The following is a 20,793-nucleotide window of genomic DNA, read 5'->3' on the forward strand; positions in this document are numbered from 1 at the left end:
CCCGATGATCTTGAAGGTCGAGAATCTGGCCGCCGACTTCTTTTTGAGGCGGCGGCTTCTTTCTGCACAACGTTGTTCTTTTTCCTTTGCTCAACCGTCTTGTCATAGGCGAGGGGTTGGCCCTAGGAAGGGGGCTCGTTCCTTGGAAAGACACCCCGCGTTTGCTCGCGCCATTTGATCCCGATCAGCCGAACGCGATGCCGCTGGTACAGGCGGACTTGCGCGGCCGCCGCTTCCTGATTGTCACGGCCCCCTTCGGCGGCTTTGGGCGCCTGCTGGCCCAAGCCATCGTCGATCGCGGCGGTGAGGTCAGCCGCATGATTTTCAACGCCGGCGACTTGGCGACCTGGCGTCGGCCAGGTGGCGTGGCCTTCCGCCAGGATGTCCGGCGATGGCCGGCGCGTGTTCGCCAACTGGGCAACCAATTTACCGACCTCATCGTCTTCGGCGAGGGCGGTCCCTACAATCAAGGGGTGCTGTCGCAAGCCGGGACCTTGAACGCCCGGGTCTGGGTGCTTGAGAACGGCTATTTCCGCCCGGACTGGATCACGCTGGAGAGAAACGGCGTCAACGGCAGCAGCAGCCTGCCGCGAACGGCGGCGGGTTACGCTATGCCGGGACCCGAGTTGCCGGTGACGCGGCCTGTCGGCCGGATCCTGCCGCATCACGTCGTCAACATCAGCCTTTACCACGCCTTGCAGGCTCTGGGCTCGGTGGCTTTCCCTCGCTATCGCCAGCCCTATACGGTTTCGCCATGGCGGCAGTTCTTCGGGCACATACGCCGCTATTTCGGTCTGGCGACGCGGACGAAACATGCCTGTGACGCCGATCTGATCGGCGGTCGTGGCCCCTTCTTCATCGCCTGCCTGCAGCGAGAGGGCGATGCCCAATTGCTGCGTTATTCTTCCTACGCGGACAACACGGCCTTTTTGGCCGAGGTGATGGGCAGCTTCGCCCGCCATGCGCCCAAGGATTGCAGGCTCGTCGTCAAGAATCATCCGCTGGACCCAGGTCTGTCGGACCTGGAGCACATCACCCGCTGTCTGGCGATCGAGCGAGGGTTGGACGACCGGGTCGATTTCATCGATGGAGGCAACCTAGCCCAGTTGTGTCGCGCGTCGCGCGGCATGGTGGTCAATAACTCCAGCGCGGCTCTCTCGGCCCTTGGTTTCCGCACGCCCGTCAAGGTGCTGGGCGAGGCATTCTTCGATTTCGAAGGCCTGACCGATCAGCAGCCGCTTGATGGGTTCTGGGAGGAGCCTGTCGCCGCCCACGCCGAGCTGTTTGCGGCCTTCCGGGCGCATGTGATCGCGCGCAGCCAGATCAACGGCAACTACCATGAGCCGCGCGCAATGCGGCCCACGGCGGGGTTGGTGGCGGACGCTTTCGCCGCGCGCGCAGGCTAGCGGCCAGGCATTCGTCTCGGGATGTGAATGGTCCACAGGGGTGTGGCGTTATGGCAACCCCTGGGGTTTGTCATATCACTGTCACATGACTGTCGCCCAACCTTCCCTCAGCGGCCTTAAGGCCCAGCCCATCTCGACAGGCGCCACGGCCTGCCGTCATGGCGCTACGCCTTCATCACTGGGGATACCAACAGATGACCAACCGCAAACAGCTCTTCTGGGCGACCACCGCCCTCATGAGCGGCCTTCTCATGGCCGGCGCCGCTTCGGCCCAGTCGACCGGCACCGAAGCTACGGAAGTTAGCGACGTGGTCGTCACCGGCCAGCGCGGCCCTCGCAACATCGAAGGCCTGGCTGTTGCTGAAACGGTCGCCAAGACCCGCAACACCGTCAACCAGGAATTCATCGCCACCCAGGCGGCGGGTCAGACCATCCTGCAGACCCTGAACCTGACGCCCGGCCTCAGCTTCACCAACGCTGATCCCTATGGTTCGTCGGGCGGCAACATTCGTCTGCGCGGCTTCGACGGTGCTCGCGTTTCGCTGACCTTCGACGGTATTCCACTGAACGACACCGGCAACTATTCGTCGTATACGAACCAGCAGATGGACCCGGAACTGATCGAGCGCGCCTCGGTCAACACCGGTTCGACCGATGTCGACAGCCCCACCGCTTCGGCCACGGGCGGCACCATCAACTACGTGACGCTGCGCCCGACCACCGACATGGGCGGCTGGGTCCAGGGTTCGCTGGGCGATTTTAACTATCGCCGCATGATGGGCCTGTTCAACACGGGCGAGTTCGGCCCCTGGGGCACGACCGCCTGGTTCGCCGCCTCTTATCAGAACTATGACAAGTTCAAGGGCATCGGCGAACTGGAGAAGGTTCAATACAACGCGCGCATCTGGCAGCCGCTGGGTGACAACGGCGACTTCGTGGCCCTGTCGGGTCACTACAACGAGAACCGCAACAACAACTACAACGGCCCGAACCTCGGCACCTCCACCGGCTTCTGCGACGTCGCCAAGACCCAGGTTTGCGTCGATCAGGTCAATGATCCGACGAACCCGTTCGGCTGGGGTGTCGACTTCGACCGCACCTATGTCGCGCCGACCTTCCGTAATGGCGTTGCCGACAATGACGCCAACGGTTCCAACTACTGGGGATTGCGTGTCAACCCGTCGAACACGGGCAACATCCGCGGTAACTCGCGCTTCACCCTGCGCGACGGTCTGACCCTGACGGTCGACCCCTCGTTCCAGTACACCTTGGCCAACGGCGGGACTCAACAAACGGTTCTGTCCGAAACCGACCTGTTGCTGCGCGGCACGAAGACCACGGGCGGCGTCGACCTGAACGGCGACGGCGACACCCTGGACCGCGTGCGCGTCATGTCGCCGTCCAACACCAACACCCATCGCTACGGCCTGAACAGCTCGCTGATCTGGGAGTTGAACGACAATCACCGTCTGCGCGCCGCCTATGCGCTGGACTGGGGTCGTCACCGCCAGACCGGCAACTACGGCTTCGTCGACTTCTCGAACCCGTCCAACCCGACCTTCGTTGACGTCTTTGGCGGCCGCAACAAGACGGACAACCGCGTCATCAATCTGGACGGTTACGACCTCCAGTCGCGCGATCGTCTGTCCATCGCTTCGCTGAACCAGTTCTCGCTCGAGTACCGCGGTCGCTTCCTGCAGGAAGCGCTGACGGTCACCCTGGGCGTTCGCGCTCCCTTCTTCAAACGTGAGCTGAACCAGAACTGCTTCACGCAGAACGGTTCGTCGAACGTGCTCTGCACCTCGGAAGTGCCGAACGCGACCCTGGCCAACGGCAACGTCACCTTCGCTGGCCGTGGCACGACGCAGTATATCAAGCCGTACTCGCGTGAAGTGAAGTTCGACGACATCCTGCCCAACGTCGGCGCCACCTACCGCTTCGGTGAAGGCCACTCGGTCTTCGGTAGCTACAGCGAGTCCCTGTCGGCTCCGCGTACGGACAGCCTGTACGCCGTCACCCGCTTCGCTGATGGTTCGATCGGCAACCCGACGGTCCAGCCGGAAACCTCGAAGAACATCGACCTGGGCTATCGCTACACGACCTCGACCATCGTGGCCCAGGCCTCGGTGTTCCAGAACCAGTTCGACAACCGCATCGTCAGCACCTGGGATGAAGACCTGGGTCAGTTCGTTGATCGTAACGTCGGCTCGGTTGAAAGCCTCGGCTTCGAAGCGTCGCTGGGCTGGTCGCCGACTGAAAATCTGAACCTGTACGGTACTGTGTCGCTGCTCGACAGCGAACTGCAGGACAACTACCGCTACAACGCTGCCGGCGCCGAGCTGCAGACCAAGGGCAAGAAGCAGGTTGAAACGCCGGAACAAATGTTCTCGCTGCGCGCCTCGTACAAGTTCAACGACGTCTTCTCGGCTGGCGTCCAGGGCAAGTACACCGGCGAGCGCTGGGTCACCGACGTCAACGACCTGAAGGTTGACGCCTTCACCGTCGTCGATCTGGACGCCCGCTTCGACTTCTCGACCCTGGGCCTGGACGGCACCTACCTGCAACTGAACGTCATCAATCTGTTTGACGAGCAGTACTACTCGACCCTGGGCACCCGCGCTTCGGCGACCCCGGGCCAGCTGGGTTACAGCCGTCCGTTCGCAGGTGTCGGCGCTCCGCGCACCGTCATGGCCTCGATCCGCTACAGCTTCTAAGCTCCAGCTTCGACCTGATGGGGAAGGGCGGTCCGGAAACGGGCCGCCCTTTCTTTTTGACCTATCGCGCTTTGCGTTGCTTGAGGCCGTATTGGGCAGATGCGGCGTTTGGCCCGCAAACATTGAACCCGGGCATCTCTCGGCCTATCTGCCGCGGTCAGCCTCCTTGCAGCCGGATAGACTTCGCCCATGACCTCGCCCCTGACCTTGGCCATCCCCGCCGAATGGACGCCGCATCGCGCCATGTGGGTCGGCTGGCCGAGCCACGCCGAGCTGTGGGGCGGGGACTTCGAACAAGCTCAGAACGAGGTCGAGGCTCTGGTCCGCGCCCTGGCTGGTCCGGGTCGCGAGCAGGTCAAGCTGATGGTCGGCAGTGACGAGGCTCTGCCAGGCGCCCGCGCGCGTCTGGGCGGCGTTGACGGGATCGAGATCGTGCCCGCCCGGTTCGGCGACATCTGGCTGCGCGACACCGGCCCGATCTTCAACGCGGGTTCGACGACGGCCCAGGCCTTCGCCTTCAACGGTTGGGGCGGCAAGTACGACTATCCGCACGACGACGAGGTCGCCGACCAGATCGCCGAGTTCTCGCGCGTGCCGACGACGCGCCATGACTTCATCCTAGAAGGCGGCGCCCTGGATCATGACGGCGAAGGCACGGTCCTGACCACGCGCCAGTGCCTGCTAAACCGGAATCGCAACACCGGTTGGACCCAGGCCGACGCCGAGGCCGCCCTGGCCGCCTCGGTCGGCGCCAAGGTGGTGGTCTGGCTGGGCGACGGTCTGCTGAACGACCACACCGACGGCCACGTCGACAACCTGGCCCGCTTCGTCGCGCCGGGCGTCGTAGCCTGCCCCATCGCTTTCGGCCGCAAGGATCCGAACGCCGAAGTCTATGACGAGACCGCCCGTCTTCTGTCGGAAACCACAGACGCCATGGGCCGCAAGCTCAAGGTGCTGCGCATCCCGTCGCCCGGCCTGGTGCTGGACGCGGACGAGCGCCCGGTTCCTGCCAGCCATATGAACTTCCTGATCGCCAACGGCGCCATCGTGGTGCCGACCTATGGCGATGACGTCGCCGCACGTCTGGCAGGCGAGGCCCTGGCCACGGTCTTCCCCGACCGTGAGATCGTGCTGTCGCCGTCGAACGCCGTCCTGACCGGGGGCGGATCATTCCACTGCATCTCGCAACAGGAGCCCGCATAATGGCCCGCACCGTCACGGTCGCCGCCCTGCAGACCGCCTATGGCGAAGACATGCAGGCCAATATCGACAAGACCATCGACCTGATCCGTCAGGCGGCGGCCAAGGGCGCGCAGGTCATCCTGCCGTCGGAGCTGTTCCAGGGGCCTTACTTCTGCGTGACGCAGGAGGAGCACTGGTTCGCCTCGGCCTATCCGTGGCGCGAGCATCCGGCCGTTGTGCAACTGCAGCCGGTGGCAAAGGAGCTGGGTGTCGTCATCCCCGTCTCGATCTTCGAGAAGGAAGGGCCGCACTACTTCAACTCGATGGTCATGCTGGACGCCGATGGCGAGGCCCTGGGCGTCTATCGCAAGAGCCATATCCCTGACGGTCCCGGCTATCAGGAGAAGTACTACTTCCGGCCCGGCGACACCGGCTTCAAGGTCTGGAGCACCCGCTTCGGCCGCATCGGCGTCGGCATCTGCTGGGACCAGTGGTACCCCGAGAGCGCGCGCGCCATGGCTCTGCAGGGCGCCGACATCCTGATGTATCCGACCGCCATCGGTTCGGAGCCGCATGACGCGGAACTGGACACCGCCCTGCCGTGGCAGCGCGCCATGCAGGGGCACGCCGTGTCCAACGTCGTACCAGTCGTGGCCGCCAACCGCATCGGCCACGAGACCCTGACGGAGGCGGGCCAGACCTTCTATGGCCACTCCTTCATCGCCAACCACCGCGGCGATCTGGTCGAGAGCCTGACGGGCGAGGAGGGGGTGCTGGTCCACACCTTCGACCTCGACTTCCTAGATCAGTATCGCGCCGCCTGGGGCTTCTTCCGTGATCGACGTCCGGAACTGTACGGCGCGCTGGCGACGGGCCGGCCGGTCTAGTCAGCGACGCGTGTTCCGCGCCACGACATTGTTCGTGGCGCCGTCGCCGTCGTCGGCGCTGCTGCCCCAGGGGTAGCCGCGATCCGCGCCGCAATAGGCGCGGCGACCTTCGCGTGAGCCGACGACGACCAACCGGGGCCGCAGTCGTGCGGCGCCGGCGAAGACATTGTCCATGATCTGATTGCCCGACGGCGTCTGGTGCCGGATCACGCCGCGCTCGCCGCAGTTGCGATAGAGAAATATTCCGCCGCGACCGCCAAGGGTGAAGCGATTGCCGGTGATGCGGTTGCTGGCAGAACCATCGACGGCGACAGCCTCGCGCCGGGTCGCCACAGCAATGGTGTTATTCTCGATCACGTTGTCGGCGCTCTCGGCGTCCAGATAGAGGGCCGTAGCGTCGCTGCGGCCGCTCAGCGCCGAATGAGTCAGGCTGAGGCTCGTCACCCCCGGCCCGACGTAGAGGGGGATGGAGCCGGTCCCCACGATGGTCACCCGGTCCATTGTGATATGCGAGGGCGCTGCCCCCTGCGTGGTTGCGATATGCCTGGCCGTGCGCGAAGAGGCCCGCAGGTCGTCATAGCCACCGTCCGCCCCCATCCCCCAGACGCGCACCGCGCCGTGGATCATGCAATTCTCGATGCGGATGTCGGTAGGGCGGCTCCAGTGCTCAGCCGTGATGCGGCGTGACCAGATGGCGATGGTCGGCTGACGGGTGGTCGTCGCGGCGCCCGGCTGGCCGACCGAAGCGCCCCTGCAGTCAAGCCCGGCGCCCGAGGCCTCGGCGCCTTCGATCAGAAGGGGGCGCTTGATCGCCTGCCCTGGCGACAAGACTGCGCGGCAGATCAGGCGATAGGGCGTGGCGGCGTCGGCTGTCAGTCCATCCAGCTCGGCCGCGGTGCAGGGACGGGCGGCAGGCAGGGACCAGCCAGCCGGACTCCCGGCGTCGGGCGCGGCGCCGAGGAGCAGAGCCGCCAGCCAGGCCGTCATCAGGGCAGGGGTGTAGCCAGGGCCAGACGCTCGGACGCGCAGCCGGGGTTGGTCAGGCCCGTGGACCGAGCAGCGGCCAGCTCAATGCGGGCCGCCGCCAGATCGGCGTCGAAGTCCGGCGTCGCTGCGGCTGCGTCGAACACGGCCTTGCCCAGCACCTCGCCAGCGGCGACGTCGCTGGGATAGTGCATGCCGCAGACCAGACGGCTGAGGCCCATTTCGTGGGCGATGCGGCGGACCTCGACGGCTCGCCCAGGTTCCAGCGCGGCGAAAGCCTCGCCATAGACGGTCGCGACCGTGGAACTGCCGGAGGGGTAGGAGGCGCTCTTGCGGCCCGCCTCGCTGACACGCTGGCAGGAACGGCGGGCAGGGTCGTCGCCCACGGGGCGGGCGCGGAAGCCGCGCGACTTGACCAACTCGGCGGCGGCGTCGGAATCGTCGAACAGGCGCTGCATCAGGCGGTTGAGATTGGGCGTCGTGGCGGAGCCCAGCCGCACGCCCAGAGCACAGTCGAAATGCTGCAGCGCCAGCGGCGGACGCAGTTCGGCATGGGCTGTGGCCAGAAGCCAGCGGTCACTGTCCTCCAATGTCCTGAACTGGTTGGAGCGCGTCTTGTCCGCCAGATCGACGGGCGAACCGGCGACGGGCGGCGGAGGCATGGCGTCGGCCAAGGTCCGGATCAGGGAAGGGGTGAGATAGCCCTTGGTCTCCACCGCCTTGGCCGCCTCGGGGCGAAGAGCGGCCGGTGTGCCCGCGCAGGCTGAGAGCAGGGCGCCTGCGGCGAAGACGGTGATGAAGCCCCCCCGGGTTCTCATCAGACGCCGGCGCTCCAGGTCAACTGGACCGAGGTCACGCCGCCTTCGCCGGGCGAGGCGACGACCTGGAGGCTGGGGCCGTTGTCCTGGCGGGCGGCGGCGCCATAGGCCCGGGCCTCGCCCTGGTTCATCGCCATGACGGGGGCCAGGCCAGCGGCCTCGGCGCGCTGTCGATAGAAGGCGACGACCGCGTCGGGCGCGGCGTCGGTGGTGAAGGTGATCAAGCCGCCGGGCCCAGCCACGCCGGACGCCAGGGTCGCCGGGCCGTCAGCCTCCGCCCCGGGATAGAGAACCGCGAAAGCGGGGGCGCCGTCGATGGCCGTGCGGTCGGCGCCCACGTCCGCAGTAGAGGACGGGGCGACGGACGGCGCCGCTTCGGCCATGGGGGCTTCGGCGGCTGGCGATGGGCTGGACTCAGGCGCAGCCTCACTACGCTCGTCGCATCCGATAAGACCGACCGTGAGGGCCACGGCGACGGCTGCCACGCTACGCTTCATCCCGCCTACGTCCTTGAGACTGTTCAACTTGATGAACACCGTGGCGCATCCGTGCGGCGGCAGCAAGGCGCTTCAACCGGTTGGAGCGTCGACATCATCCCCGGGCTGTCCGGTCGACTTGCGCGCTTCGGCCGGGCCACCCGCCGGTCTCGAACCCGCATCCTTCGAGCGCTGGCCTTCGGCGGCCAAGGCCGCGTTGATGACGTCCTGGTCCGGATCAATGTCCGAGCCTGACGCCGAGCCGCCGCGCAGCGATCCGGCGCGGGTGTCGGACCCCATGTCCGTGCCCTCCAGGGCCTTCTTCAGGGCATCCTCGGTGTGACCGAGATCAGGCTTCTCGCCCATTGCGGCGGCCTCGCGGGCCTCTTCGGTTTCGGTTTTGGGATCGGCCATCATCGTCTCCTTGTTGCAGGAACAACGCGGAGCAGCGGGGCGAAGGTTCCCCTAAAGAAAGAGGCTGGGGGATCGCTCCGCCAGCCTCCGATCCGTGGTCGGATCTTTCCTACTTTCCGAACAGCTTGTTCCAGCGACGTTTCTCGCGGGTCTTCCAGGCCCCGCGGTGATAGGCGTCGGACCCGATCAATGGCACGACGGTCGTGGCCTCGGCGAAGACCATCTGTTCGTGCGTAGTCTGGACCTTGCCCCAGGACGCTGCTTCCTTGAGCGTTGAGGACGAGCAGGCGCCGTCACGGACGTCGGCGACAGTGATCTGGACGGCATAGCGGTGCATCTCGGCCTCAACGCCCAGAATTTCGGCGCAGACCACGGTGTCCTGGGCGAAGTTCTTCGGCACGCCGCCGCCGACCATGAACAGACCGGTTACGCCAGCAGCGATCTTGATGTCGGTCAGTTCGCGGAAGTCGGCGATGGCGTCCAGCATCAGATAGGGCAGGCCGGCGGCCGCGCGCTCCTTCTGGTGCTTGACCAGGCCGAAACCGGCTGAGCTGTCGACGAAGGCCGGGCAGAAGATCGGCACGCCTTCTTCATAGGCGGTCTGAATCAGCGAGCCGGGCTTTTTCGCATTACCTTCGGACAGCCACTTGCCCATCTCCCAGATGAACTCACGGCTGGAATAGCCGCGCGGCTCCAGACGGTTGGCGATCTCCAGAATGGTATGGTCGCAGGCTTGGAGCTCTTCCTCGTCGATATAGGTGTCGTAGATCCGGTCGATGTAGTTGTCGCGCAGGACGTTGTCGTCCACCTCGCCGGCGGCCTGGTAGTGCTTGAAGCCCAGGGCCTCGAAGAAATCCATGTCCACGATCGAGGCGCCGGTGGCGACGATGGCGTCGACCATGCCGAACTTCACCATGTCGCGGTAAACATGCATGCAGCCCCCGGCCGAGGTCGATCCGGCCAGGATCAGCCACGGCGAGCAGTCCTTGTCCTCGAGCGCCATGTTGAAAATGTCGGCGGCGCGGGCCGTATCGCGCGAGCTGAAGGACATCTTGCGCATGCTGTCGATGATGGGGCGGGCGTCGAAGCTGGTCATATCGACGTGCTCGACGGTGTTCTGCAGCAGCGCAGCCTTCTGGTTCGACTGAACGGGAGCGTTCATTTCGGCGGTTTCCCTGAGATATGAGCGCCCGTCGTCAAGAAGACGCAGCGGCCCGGACGGAGCGACGGGCCGCTGCAGATCATACCAACGTCCGAAGACGGTTTTGGGTCAGTTGATCAGCGCTTGCGCTTGCGCACGCCGGCCTTGCCCTTGGGGCGCGACAGGCGAACGACCTTGCGCGCGGCTTCCTCGGCCGAGGTCCGGACCGTAGGAATCGAGCGCGGCGCCAAGCCGTACATCGAGCCCATGGGGGCGTCCTCGACCACGGCGATCTCGTGCTCGCCATAGCCGTTGAAGCCCGTCGTCATGGCCACGCCATAGGCGCCGAGCATGCCGATCTCGATGAAGTCGCCTTCCTGCACATCGGCCGGCAGCCAGAACGGGCCCGGCATGTGGTCGATGCTGTCGCAGGTCGGGCCGTAGAAGCGGAAGGGCTTCAACTCCGATGAGGCTTCGGCGTCCCGGACCAACTTGGTCGGGAAGGGCCAGCGCGAGTGGGTGGCGTCGAACAGCGAGCCGTACGACCCGTCATTCAGATACAGGGCGTCGCCCTTGCGCAGGTCCACACGGCACAGCACGGACGAGGACTCGGCGACCAGCGCCCGGCCGGGTTCGCACCACAGCTCGGTCGTTTCGGACACCGGCATCTCGTTGAAGCCGCGATGGATGGCGTCGGCGTATTCGCTCAGGTCCGGCGGAACCATGCCCGGATAGACCGAAGGGAAACCGCCGCCGACGTCGACGATGTCGACGAAGACGCCCGCCTTCTTGATGGCGCGACCAACCTGCGACATCGCCGCTTCATAGGCCGAGGGCCGCATGCACTGCGAACCGACATGGAACGACACGCCCATCAGACCGTCCTGAACCGCCTGGCGCACGGCCAGCAGCAGGGCGGGGGCGGCGTCCGGCGTGACGCCGAACTTGCCCGACAGCGAATAGGCTGCGCCGTCCGCCGACACGCCCATTCGCACGACCAGGTTCAGGTCGTCGGCGCCGTCGGTGGCCTCGATGATCTTCTGCAACTCGTCATGGCTGTCGAGCACGAAGGTGCGCACGCCGTGGTCGGCGTAGGCGGCGCGGATCGCGCCACGGCTCTTGACCGGGTGCATGAAGGCCAGGCGCGCGTCCGGGCTGACCGAACGAACCAGCTCGATCTCGGCCAGAGAGGCGACGTCAAACGCATTGACGCCCTGCTCGACCAGGGTCTCGATGACCCAGCGCGACGGGTTCGCCTTCACTGCATAGAAGACGTCGGCTTTTAAATTATCCTGGAACCAGCGCGCCGCTACGGAAACCGAACGCGGTCGCACGAGTGCGACGGGACGTTCAGGGGACCGCTCACGGACCAGGTCCAGGGGAAGTTGGTACGTGCGCAATTCACGTAACCCCCTGCTAATTGTTAACCCAGACCGGCGTTAGCAGCGCTTAACGGTTAGACCACGGGGTCCGCCGGAACGCGCGATGTAGGGACGCTGAACTGTCATGTAAAGCGGTAATTTCATGACGCGTTCCACAGGGGAACCGTGCGGAAGGGGCCTCGCACTGGACGAAAACGACGCAGGCGTGCCATTAAGACTTGTCGAAACGCGCGTGGCGCGTCATGCGGCGCCCCCTGTTGCAACCGCCACCCACGGGTTCATGAGTTCTTCAACCGCCGCTGTCGCGTCCGTACGGGATGTGTCAAAGACCTACGGAGCCCGAAAGGCGCTCGACGGCGTGTCCGTCGAAGTGGCCGCCGGCGAGATGGTCGCCCTGATCGGTCCATCCGGATCGGGCAAGTCCACCCTGCTGCGCTCCATCACCGGCCTGCATCCGATTGATCCCGGCAAGGGAACGATCCAGGTGTTCGGCGAGACCGTTCAGCAGAACGGCCGCATCACGGGTTCCGTGCGCCGGGCGCGCGGCAAGCTGGGCATGATCTTCCAGCAGTTCAATCTGGTGGGGCGTCTGTCGCTCTTCTCCAATGTCATGCTCGGCGCGCTTGGCCGTCTGCCGGGCTGGCGCGGCGTTTTCGGCGTCTGGCCCAAGGCCGACAAGGCGCGGGCCATGGCGGCCCTGCACCGCGTCGGCGTCTCCGACTACGCCGCCCAGCGCGCCAACACCCTGTCGGGCGGGCAGCAGCAGCGCGGCGCCATCGCGCGCGCCATCGTGCAGGGGGCGAAAGCCATCCTGGCCGATGAGCCCGTCGCCTCGCTGGATCCGGTTTCGGCCCGCAAGGTCATGGAACTGCTGGTCGAACTGAACAAGCGCGACGGCATGGGTGTGATTGTGACCCTGCACCAGGTCGACTACGCCATCCGCTACTGCAACCGCGTCATCGCCCTGCAAAAGGGCAAGGTGGTCTATGACGGCCCCTCGACCGGTCTCGATTCCAAGCGCCTGATTGAAATCTACGGTCCCGAGTACGAGGACGCGTTCTGGGAAGCCAAGGCATGACCCGCACCGCCATCACCCGCCGCCTTCTGGGCGTCGCCGCCGTCGCCGCCCTGACCCTGGGCCTCTCCGCTTGCGGCAAGGGCGAGGAAACCAAGGCCGGAGGCGTTCCCGCCGAGATCACCTTCTCCATTCTGTCGGCCGAGGGGCAGGCATCGTCGGGCCCGCTGTGGCAGCCGCTGCTGGACGACATGTCCAAGGCGATCGGCGTGCCGGTGAAGCCCTATTTCGGTTCGAACTACACGGTTCTGGTCGAAGCCATGCGCGGCAACCACACACAGGTCGGCTGGTTCTCGGCCAAGCCCGAGGTCGAGGCCATTGATCGCGCCAACGCCGAAGTCATCGCCCGCACCGTGAACCGCGAAGGGCTGGATTCGTACCAGTCTACCCTGATCGTCAAAAAGGGTTCGGGCATCACGCTGGACAAGGTGCTGGCCTGCGGCAAGCAGTACAACTTCGGCATCGGCGACGCCCAGTCGACGTCGGGCACCCTGGCTCCGATGACCTTCCTGTTCAACGCGCGCGGCGTCGTGCCGTCGCAGTGCTTCAAGACGGTTCGCTCGGCCAACCACCAGGCCAACGCCTTCGGCGTGGCCACGGGCGTGATCGACGTCGCCACCTCGAACAGCGTCAACACCGTCTTCATCCGTCGCGAAAACCCGCAACTGGCCGATCAGATCGAGGAGATCTGGGTCTCGCCGCCGGTGCCGGAGAGCGGCATCGTCGTGCGTGAGGACCTGGATCCCGCGTTGAAGGAGAAGATCCGCAGCTTCTTCCTGACCTATGGCCAGGGCGAAGGTCCTGAAGCCGAGCGTCAACGCAAGGTGCTGGCGGGACTCGAGTATTCGCGCTTCGCCGCCGCCGACGACAGCTATCTCAATCCCATCCGCGAAATGATCGCCGACCAGAAGCGCGGCGAGGCCGAAGCCAAGGGCGACAAGGCCGGAGCCGCCGCCGCCGCCGCCGAACTTCAGCGCCTGCGCAGCCTGCGTGAGGTCCAGCCTTGACCTCTGCTCCGCTGACGCCGACCGCCGTTCCGGCGGCTCCGCAAAAATCCGCCGTCTCCTGGGCCATGGACCTTCTGGTCTGGGGCGGGGTGATCGCGGTCCTGCTCTACAGCATCGACGCCGTCGATTTGGGCAACATTTCCCGCCTGTTCTCGGGCAACGACAGCACGCGCCTGTTCGTCCACGACCTGCTGCGCCCGGACTTTTCCGAATGGAAGATGTTCGTCGGCAAGATGTGGGAGACGGTTCAGATCGCTCTGTGGGGCACCTTCCTGGCGGTGCTGTTTGGCATTCCACTGGGTCTGGCCGCCGCTCGCAACATGGCCCCCGCCTGGGTGGTGACCCCGGTGCGTTGGGTCATGAACCTGCTGCGTTCGGTGCCCGATCTTGTCATTGGTCTGCTGTTCGTGACCGCCGTCGGCCTGGGTCCTCTGGCCGGCGTGCTGGCCATCACACTGAACACGGCCGGGGTGCTGGCCAAGCTGTTCTCGGAAGCGGTCGAGTCGATCGACAAGGGACCGGTCGAGGGCGTGCGCGCTACGGGCGCCTCCAAGCTGCACGAGATCGTCTGGGGCGTCATCCCGCAGGTGGCGCCGCTGTGGACCTCGTTCGCCCTCTATCGCTTCGAATCCAACAGCCGCTCGGCTACTGTGCTCGGCCTGATCGGCGCCGGCGGTATCGGCCAGGTGCTGTTCGACAGCATGAACGCCTTCAACTTCCGTGCGGTGTCGGCCATCGTCATCATCGTCGTCATCGCCGTGACCCTGATCGACAGCCTGTCGCAGGTCATGCGCAAGCGCCTGCTGTAACAAGGGCTTTCCGGGCGACTGAAAGGTTTGCTCTGACTGTCACAAAGGTCTGGCCGGACCGTCACACTCCGCTGCTCTAAGCGTCGCATACTGACGACTTGGAGAGGTCCGGCCATGATCCGTTCCCTGAAACTCACCGCGAAATTCGGCGTCTGCGCCGCCGCCATGGTGGCGCTCGCCGCCTGCGGCGACAATGAAGGCGGCGCCGCTCCGGGCAGCCAGAAGGCTCGCGCGGGCATCTGGGCCGCCGGTTCCTCGACGGTCTTCCCCTTCGCCACCCGCGTGGCCGAAAACTTCGCCCGGACCTCGGGCGGTTCGGCGCCCCGCGTCGAATCCCTGGGCACCGGCGGCGGCATCCAGGCCTTCTGCGCCGGCGTCGGCCCTTCGACCCCGGATATCGCCAACGCCTCTCGTCCGATGAAGCAGGGCGAGTTCGATCGTTGCGTCGCCAATGGCGTCACCGACATCGTCGAGATCAAGATCGGCTATGACGGCATCGTCATCGCCACCGCCCGCACGGGCAACAGCTTCAATTTCGAACTGAACGACCTCTACGAGGGTCTGGCCAAGGACGTGCCCGGTCCGAACGGAACCTTCATCGCCAACCCGACCAAGACGTGGAACGACGTCAACAAGGGTTTGCCGACCCAGCGTATCCAGGTTTACGGCCCGCCGCCCACTTCCGGTACGCGCGACGCCTTCCTGGAACTCGGCATGGCGCCGGGCGGAGAGCTGGTTCCGGCCGTGGCCGCGCTGAAGAACGACAAGACCCGTTTTGAAACCCTGACCCACACCCTGCGCGAAGACGGCGCCTGGGTGGATTCAGGCGAGAACGACAACGCCATCGTTCAGACCCTGACCCGTACCCCGGGCTCGCTGGGCGTGTTCGGCTTCTCCTTCCTGGAGCAGAACATGGACACGGTGAAGGCCGAGACCATCGACGGCGTCGCCCCCTCGGCCGAGACCATCGCCGACGGTACCTACCCCCTGGCCCGCAGCCTCTACATCTACGTCAAGAAGGCCCACGTGGGCGTGACGCCGGGTCTGGAGCAGTTCGTCCAGGAGTTCATGTCCGAGGGCTCGGCCGCGCGTGGCGGCTATCTGCAGGACCGTGGTCTGGTGCCGCTCCCGGTCGCCGAACTGACCGCCGAACGCGCCAAGGCCGCCGCCATGACCTCGATGGCCCGTCCGAACTAGTCCAACCCGATAGCGCCTCTCCGGAGTCCGTGCTTCGGGGAGGCGCTAGAACGGCAAGAATGAAGCTGGGCGCTGAGCCAGAGTTCAGTTCTCTGCGTCAGGTGCGTTTTCGGTCTGGCTCGTGAGGCTGTCGGGCCGCGTGATGCAGGCGCGGCCGGCGATTGCGCTGGGGATCTTTAGAGGTTCAGTTCTCCGCGCAAGGTGCGTCGGAGGTAGGCCCCGCGACTGTCGCGAATGACATGCGCGGGCTCGACATCGGCCACCCGCCAATAATGAACGACGAGGCTCTTTCGAGTCAGGGAGAAGTCCTGAATGGCCGATCCTCCATGAATCAACTGGCCATGCCAGATAAAAGCATCGCCAGAATTGCAGGTTAGATTCTTGCGCTGCAGCGCTCGTTTCCTGATTTCATTTTCCAGATAGTCTCCACAATGCTCCGCTTCATCTGGAATTATATTGAGGCGACCATCCGAGAATTTGTATGGAGGTATGCGTTGGCTTCCGGGGATGAAGAATATGGGGCCATTGTCGGTGTGTACGGGTTCAAGAGCGATGCTGACGGCGACCATGGGGCCGGCATTGGGTGCTGGCATGTACCAACTGTCGATGTGAGCATCCTGTTGACTGCCTCGGGCGAAATTCAGCGAATTGCAGATAATCGGCTCACCACCCAGGAAATCGGCAACGGCTTTTCGTATCCGGGGGGCATAGGCCACGTCCCGAATGGCAGAGTTGTGTAGAAAGAGGTTGTTGAGTTTGTAAGCTTCGTCGCGGACTTCGGCAGGCGCTTCTTGCATCAGAAAGGTTCGGCCGGCGTGGCTGCCCGTCAGAACATCCACTTGGTGGACATTCCCTGCGCGACATTCCCATTGCTCGTCGATCACGGCTTCAACGGAGTCGATTTGAATGGGGCTGACAGCGCTCTTGAGCAGGGCGTAGCCATCATTGCGCCACGTCCTTTTTAGGGACGATGAAAGCGGCAAAAAACGATGAAAATCCAGCATTATATTCGTTCTATAGGCTTCAAGTCTGTTCGCCGATTTAGCCCTGTTGGGGTTAGAGCCAATCGAGCCGCGACGATGTATATGGCGCGTACGGGTCAATGAGGCCCGTGTGTACGAGGGAGAGGGGCGTTGCAAGCGTTCAAGCGTCTGGCGCGTTGGTTTGCCGGTTCAAACGATACTCCGCTCAGAGCGCGGGGCCGGGTTGCCGCGTCAGAGCGTCGCTGGAACGACGCGATCAACGCCTTCCGTAGCCATTTGAAGATGCGTCCGAAAGATACGCAGACGTGGCTGAGGTTGGCGAATGTGCTGAAGGATGCGGGCGAGCTTGCGGAAGCCGAGCGGATTTATGAGCATGTCATCACGATCTGCCCTGAAAATCCTCAAGCATGGCTGAATCGCGGTCACTTGGCGAAGATGGACGGCCGCATTCGGGATGCGCTCCAGTACTTTATTCTAAGTTTCCAGCTCGATGGTCATGGTGATGCCGGGCGCCAGGTGCGAGCCTTGCATCCCCACATTGATCCTGCAGCAACTCCTGTGGCGCGGAGAGCCGGTGGCTTGATGTTTGGGCGCGTCGATGCCTTGAATGGTCGGATCCTGACAGGATGGGCTGTTGATCCTGATCGCCCCGCGGAGCCGGTGGAGGTGGAGGTTCGCCAGAAGGGGGCCGTTGTCGGGCAGGCAATGACCGATGTTTCGCGTCCCGACGTTTCCGCAGCTGGGCTGGGCGGGGGGAGCGCGGGCTTTCGTGTCGTTCTCTCTCCGCTTTATAATCGTGAGAACGGACCTTTAAGTGTTAAATTGTCCCGACGGGACGCCGATCTGATTAATTCTCCATTTGTTCCACCTGTTCATGATGTTGTGTCTCTATGGATAGATCGCTGGTCATCAGAGCGCGTATCTGAAATTAAAAATCTAGATGCGTATACTAGGGTTAGTGCTGGGGGCGCCATGCTTAGCATAGTTATGCCTATTTATAATCCAAGCATTGATTGGCTTTCTGAGGCCGTGAAAAGTGTAGTGTCTCAGATATATGGATGCTGGGAGCTCATTTGTGTAGATGATGGTTCCGATCAGGTTGATGTAGGTGGAGCCCTAAAAGAATATATCGAAAAGTATGACAATATTAAATACATAAGACGCGCTGAAAACTGCGGTATATCTACTGCCACAAATGTTGGCATATCATTAGCTTCGGGTGATTATGTATCCTTTATGGATCAGGATGATATTCTAGAACCGGATGCTGTTTTTAGAATTATGGATGCGGCGCGTATTGGTGCTGATTTAATTTACAGCGATGAAGCTGTGGTTGAAATGGACCGAGACTGTGTTGTTGGCTTCGCCATTAGGCCATCATTTTCTTATGACTATTATTTGTCTCATCCTTATTTTGTTCATTTCGTAGCGGTTCGTAGGTCAATCGCCTTGGAGGTAGGCGGACTTGACGAAAGCATGAACATATCAATGGATGTCGATTTTGTTTTGCGCGTTATTGAGAAGGCCTGTTCTGTCGCTCACGTTCCGGCGGTGCTCTACCGTTGGAGGACGCATCCAGGAAGTGCGGGGCATAAGAGCGCTTCCGTTGTAACTGAGGCTACAATAGCAGCGCTTGAGCGGCATCATGCTCGCATGGGGCGTGACGTGGTCGTTTCGCCCGGAAAAACGTTTAATACGTTTAAAGGTGATAAGCTCAGCGCTTCTGGTCGCGTCTTGGCTATTGTTCCAACCAAGGATCGAATAGACCTTATAAGGCCGTGCATAGAAAGTGTTCTAAAGACGACGGGGCGTGATACTGACGTTGTCGTGATTGATCATCAGTCAGTTGATCGTGCTGTGGTTGAATTTATCAATAATTGTGACCCTCGGGTCAAGTCTATGATCTATGAGGGTAGCTTTAACTACTCCAGGATGAACAATCTCGCATTCAGGGAGTTCGGTGAGGGGTACGATTATGTCCTTTTTCTGAACAACGACATTGAAGCCATTGAGTCTGGCTGGGTCGAGCATATGCGGGGGCTCTGCAGTCGGGATGGGGTAGGCATTGTGGGTGCGGTGTTGTTGTATGGTGACGATAGCGTTCAGCACGGCGGGGTGGTTCTGGGTGTAGGCGGGCCGGCTGAGCACCTCTACCGCGGCGAGCCTCTCATGCACGGTGGAAGCCGAAATCCCGGCTACTTAAGTGGGTTGGTTTCCGTCAGGGACTGTATGGCGGTTACCGGGGCGTGTCTGATGATCCGCGCCGAGACGTTCAAGGCCATGAATGGCTTTGATGAAAAATTACCGGTCGGATTTAACGACGTTGATCTGTGCTTGAGGGTAAGGCAGGCGGGCGAGAAGGTGCTGATCGATGGCCACGCCGTATTGCATCATTACGAATCCGCCACGCGTACGCACTCCCGGCAGTTGGAGCACCCGCTGGATACGGCAAGAATGATCCAGAAATGGTCGACCCTAATTTCGGAGGGTGATCCTTTTTACCACCCCTTCTTTGGTTTGGAGGGGCGTGCGATGTATCTTCCAGTTGGAACACTGTCGGAATACCACGCGCCACGCGTCACCAAGCTGCGGTAGTTTAGGCGGCCGCCTTGCGACGTAGTCGAGCGATACGGCGCAGGCGGCGCCAGAAGCGGCCGCGCGCGGGCTCGGGATAGGGCTGCAGGTTCTCGACGAATTGCTCAGCCGAGGCGCGCCAGCTGAACTTCTCGGCGTAGGCGCGCACGTCCTTGCGATCCAGTTCCAGGCATTTCAGGCAGGCGGTCTTCAGATCGTCGTCGATGGCTCCGGCGTTCGAGCCCGGGATGATGTCAATGGGGCCGTGGGCGGGATAGGCGGCGACCGGTGTGCCGGCGCCCATGGCTTCGAGGATGACCAGGCCGAAGGTGTCGGTCCAGCTGGGGAAGACGAAAACGTCGGCGTCGGCGAAGCAGCGGGCCAGGTCTTCGCCGAATCGGGCGCCCAGGAACTTGGCCTCGGGGTATTTCTCTTCCAGTTCGGCGCGGGCCGGGCCGTCGCCGACCACGATCTTGGTGCCGGGAAGGTCCAGCTCAAGGAAGGTCTCGATATTCTTCTCGACGGCCACGCGACCGACATTGAGGAAGAAGGGGCGGGGCCATGCGTCGCCGCCCATCTCTTTGTAGATGGGCTCCAGGTCCGGGCGGAACAGCTCGGTGTCCACGCCGCGCGTCCACGGCGAGACGTTGCGGAATCCATGCTCGACCAGTTCGTCGCGCAGGGTCGGCGTGGCGACCATCAGCCGGCCCGACGGCTTGTGGAACCACTTCATGTAGGCGTAGCCGACCTGGACCGGGATCGGGAACCGGGCCGAGACATATTCCGGGAACTTGGTGTGATAGCTGGTCGTGAACGGCAGCTTCCATTCCACGCAAATGCGGCGCGTGGCGATGCCCAGCGGCCCCTCGGTGGCGATGTGAACGGCCTCGGGCTCAAAGGCGCGCAGGCGTTCGCGAATCTCTTCTTCGGCGCCCAGAGCCAGTCGAATCTCGGGATAGGTCGGGCAGGGAATGGTCTTGAACTGGCTGGGCTCGATGACCTCGACCTCATGACCCATGGCGCGGCATTCGGCCACGGTGCGGGTCAGGGTGCGGACAACGCCGTTGACCTGCGGCTCCCAGGCGTCGGTGACCAGTACAATGCGCATGAAGTCGAGTGGGCCCGGGCCGTTTCGCTGAGCCGGAAGTTCTAGCCGCTTCGCATGACGAAGGCGAGACGGCTTACAACGGGAGGACCGTCGTCGACTTCACCTCTTCGAGAACGGCATAGGTTCGCGTTTCGCGCACGCCGGGCATCCGCACCAGAATGTCGCCGAGAAAGACGCGGTAGGCGTCCATGTCGGCCACCCGCGCCTTGATCAGATAGTCGAAGCCGCCAGCCACCATGTGGCATTCCAGAACCTCGGGCTGGCGGCGCACGGCGTCGGCGAAGGCGTCGAAGACATCCCCGGTGGTCCGGTCCAGCAGCACCTCGATGAAGATCAGCAGGGCGCGATCGGCGGAGGCCGGATCGATCAGAGCGGCGTAGCCTGTGATGACCTTCCTGTCCTTCAACCGCTTGACCCGCTCGAAGCAGGCAGCGGGCGACAGATTGCACCTTCGGGCCAGTTCCGCGTTGGAGATGCGGCCGTCGATCTGCAAAACGCGCAGCAAACGGCGGTCGGTATCGTCAAGAATTTGCATGGCGAATGAGCCTGATTGCCGAAGGATCGCTGGTCCAGACCGCCATCATACAATGCACATTCGGCCAAGTCCGCCATATATGCCGCAAATCGAAGGGTTTG

General features: G+C 63.4%; 18 protein-coding genes. 9 read left to right on the top strand and 9 right to left on the bottom strand.

The window, feature by feature from the left end:
• The first annotated feature begins 161 nt into the window (after positions 1-161).
• The 4 genes from B4A39_RS07345 to aguB all read left to right on the top strand — a co-directional run bounded on the left by B4A39_RS07345 (position 162) and on the right by aguB (position 6,189).
• On the top strand, positions 162-1,406 hold the full coding sequence (locus B4A39_RS07345; RefSeq protein ID WP_292034878.1) for a capsular biosynthesis protein: 1,245 nt from the start codon (positions 162-164) through the stop codon (positions 1,404-1,406).
• A 194-nt stretch (positions 1,407-1,600) separates the two neighbouring features.
• Complete coding sequence (locus B4A39_RS07350; RefSeq protein ID WP_292034879.1) at positions 1,601-4,120, top strand: TonB-dependent receptor; 2,520 nt, start codon at positions 1,601-1,603, stop codon at positions 4,118-4,120.
• A 189-nt stretch (positions 4,121-4,309) separates the two neighbouring features.
• On the top strand, positions 4,310-5,323 hold the full coding sequence (locus B4A39_RS07355; RefSeq protein WP_292034882.1) for an agmatine deiminase family protein: 1,014 nt from the start codon (positions 4,310-4,312) through the stop codon (positions 5,321-5,323).
• The gene (gene aguB, locus B4A39_RS07360; protein ID WP_292034884.1) at positions 5,323-6,189 is read left to right on the top strand and encodes an N-carbamoylputrescine amidase; all 867 of its coding nucleotides are present in this window, start codon (positions 5,323-5,325) and stop codon (positions 6,187-6,189) included. The genes B4A39_RS07355 and aguB overlap by 1 nt, the downstream gene beginning before the upstream one ends.
• On the opposite strand, the gene B4A39_RS07365 is transcribed toward aguB, so the two are convergent.
• The 6 genes from B4A39_RS07365 to B4A39_RS07390 form a co-directional block, all read right to left on the bottom strand.
• On the bottom strand, positions 6,190-7,176 hold the full coding sequence (locus B4A39_RS07365; RefSeq protein WP_292034886.1) for a right-handed parallel beta-helix repeat-containing protein: 987 nt from the start codon (positions 7,174-7,176) through the stop codon (positions 6,190-6,192). It lies immediately after the preceding gene.
• A complete protein-coding gene (locus B4A39_RS07370; protein ID WP_292034889.1) occupies positions 7,176-7,991 on the bottom strand; it encodes a phosphatase PAP2 family protein in 816 nt (271 codons plus the stop codon). The genes B4A39_RS07365 and B4A39_RS07370 overlap by 1 nt, the downstream gene beginning before the upstream one ends.
• Positions 7,991-8,488, bottom strand: coding sequence for a hypothetical protein (locus B4A39_RS07375; RefSeq protein ID WP_292034892.1), 498 nt, complete (start codon positions 8,486-8,488; stop codon positions 7,991-7,993). Before B4A39_RS07375 ends, B4A39_RS07370 begins: the two co-directional genes overlap by 1 nt.
• Before the next feature lie 72 nt (positions 8,489-8,560).
• On the bottom strand, positions 8,561-8,881 hold the full coding sequence (locus B4A39_RS07380; RefSeq protein WP_292034894.1) for a ribonuclease: 321 nt from the start codon (positions 8,879-8,881) through the stop codon (positions 8,561-8,563).
• A 109-nt stretch (positions 8,882-8,990) separates the two neighbouring features.
• Positions 8,991-10,043, bottom strand: coding sequence for a 1,9-bis(guanidino)-5-aza-nonane synthase (locus tag B4A39_RS07385; RefSeq protein ID WP_292034898.1), 1,053 nt, complete (start codon positions 10,041-10,043; stop codon positions 8,991-8,993).
• Between the two features lie 116 nt (positions 10,044-10,159).
• Complete coding sequence (locus B4A39_RS07390; protein ID WP_292034902.1) at positions 10,160-11,422, bottom strand: type III PLP-dependent enzyme; 1,263 nt, start codon at positions 11,420-11,422, stop codon at positions 10,160-10,162.
• Between the two features lie 262 nt (positions 11,423-11,684).
• Here B4A39_RS07390 and phnC point away from each other — a divergent pair, with 262 nt between their 5' ends.
• From phnC to B4A39_RS07410, 4 genes are all read left to right on the top strand, one after another.
• Positions 11,685-12,482: a phosphonate ABC transporter ATP-binding protein gene (gene phnC / locus B4A39_RS07395; protein WP_292034903.1), complete on the top strand. Its 798-nt coding sequence runs from the start codon at positions 11,685-11,687 to the stop codon at positions 12,480-12,482.
• Entirely contained in the window at positions 12,479-13,486 is a 1,008-nt protein-coding gene (phnD, locus tag B4A39_RS07400; protein ID WP_292034905.1) for a phosphate/phosphite/phosphonate ABC transporter substrate-binding protein, read from the top strand. The genes phnC and phnD overlap by 4 nt, the downstream gene beginning before the upstream one ends.
• 65 nt (positions 13,487-13,551) lie before the next feature.
• Positions 13,552-14,295, top strand: a complete 744-nt coding sequence (gene phnE, locus B4A39_RS07405) for a phosphonate ABC transporter, permease protein PhnE (RefSeq protein ID WP_292035000.1) — start codon at positions 13,552-13,554, stop codon at positions 14,293-14,295.
• A 114-nt stretch (positions 14,296-14,409) separates the two neighbouring features.
• A complete protein-coding gene (locus B4A39_RS07410; RefSeq protein WP_292034907.1) occupies positions 14,410-15,492 on the top strand; it encodes a substrate-binding domain-containing protein in 1,083 nt (360 codons plus the stop codon).
• 176 nt (positions 15,493-15,668) lie between these two features.
• Here the strand turns inward: B4A39_RS07410 and B4A39_RS07415 are convergent, their stop codons facing one another.
• Positions 15,669-16,496 carry a phytanoyl-CoA dioxygenase family protein gene (locus B4A39_RS07415; RefSeq protein WP_292034914.1) on the bottom strand — a complete coding sequence of 276 codons (828 nt, stop codon included), beginning with the start codon at positions 16,494-16,496 and terminating at the stop codon, positions 15,669-15,671.
• A 129-nt stretch (positions 16,497-16,625) separates the two neighbouring features.
• Between B4A39_RS07415 and B4A39_RS07420 the strand changes: the two genes are divergently transcribed.
• Positions 16,626-19,070, top strand: coding sequence for a glycosyltransferase (locus B4A39_RS07420; RefSeq protein WP_292034917.1), 2,445 nt, complete (start codon positions 16,626-16,628; stop codon positions 19,068-19,070).
• Between the two features lies 1 nt (position 19,071).
• On the opposite strand, the gene B4A39_RS07425 is transcribed toward B4A39_RS07420, so the two are convergent.
• Both B4A39_RS07425 and B4A39_RS07430 read right to left on the bottom strand, forming a co-directional pair.
• Positions 19,072-20,157, bottom strand: a complete 1,086-nt coding sequence (locus tag B4A39_RS07425) for a glycosyltransferase family 4 protein (protein ID WP_292034920.1) — start codon at positions 20,155-20,157, stop codon at positions 19,072-19,074.
• A 73-nt stretch (positions 20,158-20,230) separates the two neighbouring features.
• Positions 20,231-20,692 (bottom strand): Lrp/AsnC ligand binding domain-containing protein, encoded by a 462-nt coding sequence (locus tag B4A39_RS07430; RefSeq protein WP_207823431.1) that lies wholly within the window; start codon positions 20,690-20,692, stop codon positions 20,231-20,233.
• Between the last annotated feature and the right edge of the window lie 101 nt (positions 20,693-20,793).

It is taken from the genome of Brevundimonas sp. UBA4553 (genome assembly GCF_002387245.1).
GTDB lineage: Bacteria > Pseudomonadota > Alphaproteobacteria > Caulobacterales > Caulobacteraceae > Brevundimonas.